Origin of the sequence: uncultured Campylobacter sp., assembly GCF_937981295.1 — a bacterium.
GTDB lineage: Bacteria > Campylobacterota > Campylobacteria > Campylobacterales > Campylobacteraceae > Campylobacter_B.
The window spans coordinates 1-2,120 of record NZ_CALJPC010000038.1 but is presented as its reverse complement, the minus strand read 5'-3'; the positions used below and the strand labels follow the sequence as shown (position 1 = coordinate 2,120).

Annotated in this window: 2 protein-coding genes and 1 pseudogene; all 3 read right to left on the bottom strand. The window is 49.1% G+C overall.

The genetic code is table 11. The features are described 5' to 3' along the window. A partial coding sequence (locus Q0135_RS03125) for a hypothetical protein (protein ID WP_297988153.1) occupies positions 1 to 1,281 on the bottom strand: 1,281 nt, incomplete at its 3' end. A gap of 261 nt (positions 1,282 to 1,542) precedes the next feature. Then, positions 1,543 to 1,740 (bottom strand): hypothetical protein, encoded by a 198-nt coding sequence (locus Q0135_RS03120; protein WP_297988151.1) that lies wholly within the window; start codon positions 1,738 to 1,740, stop codon positions 1,543 to 1,545. A gap of 121 nt (positions 1,741 to 1,861) precedes the next feature. Then, positions 1,862 to 2,120 (bottom strand): annotated as a pseudogene (locus Q0135_RS03115) (NAD(P)H-dependent oxidoreductase); the annotation flags it as partial.

Genomic DNA, 2,120 nt, shown 5'->3' with positions numbered 1-2,120 from the left:
GTCCTCGTCGTAGGCATTATCGACTAGTACGAGATCGCGGGCGCACTCAGGCGCGCGATGCCTGCGTTTTTCATTTTTACCGGGAGCGAGGAGTGAATATTCACGGTTTTCAATACCGCGGCCGCCTCTGGACGCTAAATTTTGCTCGGCAAATGCGCCCTTCTGCTTCGCTTCGTATTTTGTGCTCGCAGCCCGGCAAGAAGCAGCTGTAACGACGCCTAAAATTCTCACACCCTTTTGTTTAAATTTATGCGCCAGCACGGGCTTTGCCGCGAGGTATTGGACCTGCTCGCCGAGTTTAAATTTAAAGGGCTCGTCGCACTCAAATTTATCCGTCGCTTCGCACCTGGATTTGCTCGCCTTGCCCTGCGTAAATTCGCCCGAGCCGCCGCGATTAAATTCGTCCGCTTCGTCGCATCTAAATTCCTCGGCTTTATCGTGCGCAAATTTGCCCGAGCCGTCGTGCTCGCCGCTCTCGAGGTCGCCCGCCTCGCTACGCACAATATCAAGAATCCTCAGTTCATTCGGCTCGTTTATAAAGTGCCCGCGCCAGCCGTCCGGTCCATCCGCCGCAAGCTCGAATTTATCGAAATCAAAGTCCAGCTTCACGCGGAATTTAACGTTAAAATTTGCGTCCGTAAAAACAAGCTCGTTAGCACCCTCTATTTCGCCGTTTTCGCCAGCCTCGCCCACGCGAATGCAATATCCGCCGCTTGCGCGCTGCACCTGCGTCATAGGGCAAGTTTTAGCGATGATTTTAAGCTCACAACTGCTCAAATTTAAGCCGTAAATTTGACCCGAGCGCGTAAAAATCAAGAAATTTAGCTCATCTTGCTTAAAAATCGCCGCGCAGCCCTTTAATCGCTTTCGCATGCCCGTCTGCGTCTCAAAATCGTAAATAAAAAGCGTGTCGTCGGTCGCCGTAATAGCCTTTTTATCGCCGCCCTTGCTACTTAGCGCGATAAAGTTGCCGTATTTTAGCACGCCCTTTTTGTGCTTTGAGATGAGCGCGAGATCCGCGGCGTTAAATTTATAAATCGTGTCAATAAAGCCCAAAACTACGAGCGTGCGGCCGTCATCGTCAAAGGTCGCGGCACGGGTAAAATCGCGGAAAGGCGCGCCGGCTAGCTGCTCGCCGCTTTCGAGCGAGAATTTTCTAAGCTTCATCTGCTTTTGCTCGTCGTTATCGCCTACGTAAAATGCGCGATCGCCCTTTATCAGGACGTTTTCGCCGATATCGCGAAGCCTGTTTTGAAGCCTGCTTTGCCATAAAATTTTCATCCTCGCTCCTTCTGTCTGCGCGCAAAGAACACAGCGCGATTTATCGCTTTTAATTTGCGCTAGCGGTTTTATCGACGCGCATGCTAATACCTGAATTATTGCTTTTAAATTTACGCTATTTGCGCGGCGCTCGGTACCGATTTAATCGACATTTTAGCCGTGCTTTGCGGGCAAATTTATCCGCGCAGCGTTTGGACCGGGCCAGAAATTTAGCTGCGCGCTGTTTGAACGAAACCGCAAAATTAGCCTCGCAAATTTAGATCATTTTTTCGGTTTATTTTCTTTGATATAGTCCACGGCGATACGCTGGCAGGCGATTTTATCGTTCTTTTCGAGGCATAAAGTCTCCAGCTCCTCACGGCTGAAATTTTTATAATCTTTGATCGTCTTTTTGCCGCCGCCCATCACGAAGTATATGAGAGCCGCTAAAATCGCCATCGCAGCGATTAATCTAAGCATGATTACCTCCTAAATTTCATAGATTTTGCGCCAAATGTGCGAGCGAATTCGGCGCGCATCTGTTTAAATAGGCAGTCAAATTCTATGCCGTTCGGATTTTGCGAGCAGCGCATTTTTAAATTTAAAGCAAATTAATCTGCTTCGGAAAGTACCTATCCAGCGTCTGCGCTACCTGCTCTAACCAGACCTTTCGCTCAGCTTCGTCGCTATCTGCGACCACTCTAAACATCAGCCGCTCAAAGGTTTTCACGCCGCAAAAATCAAAAATGCAGCTTTTCCAAATTCTTTCCAGCGGATCGCCGAATATCTTGTTTTCTCTGGCCTCGGGGGTGTTGGAGGTGTTGAAAACTACGGCGGCTTTAGCCTTTAAAAGCCCTATC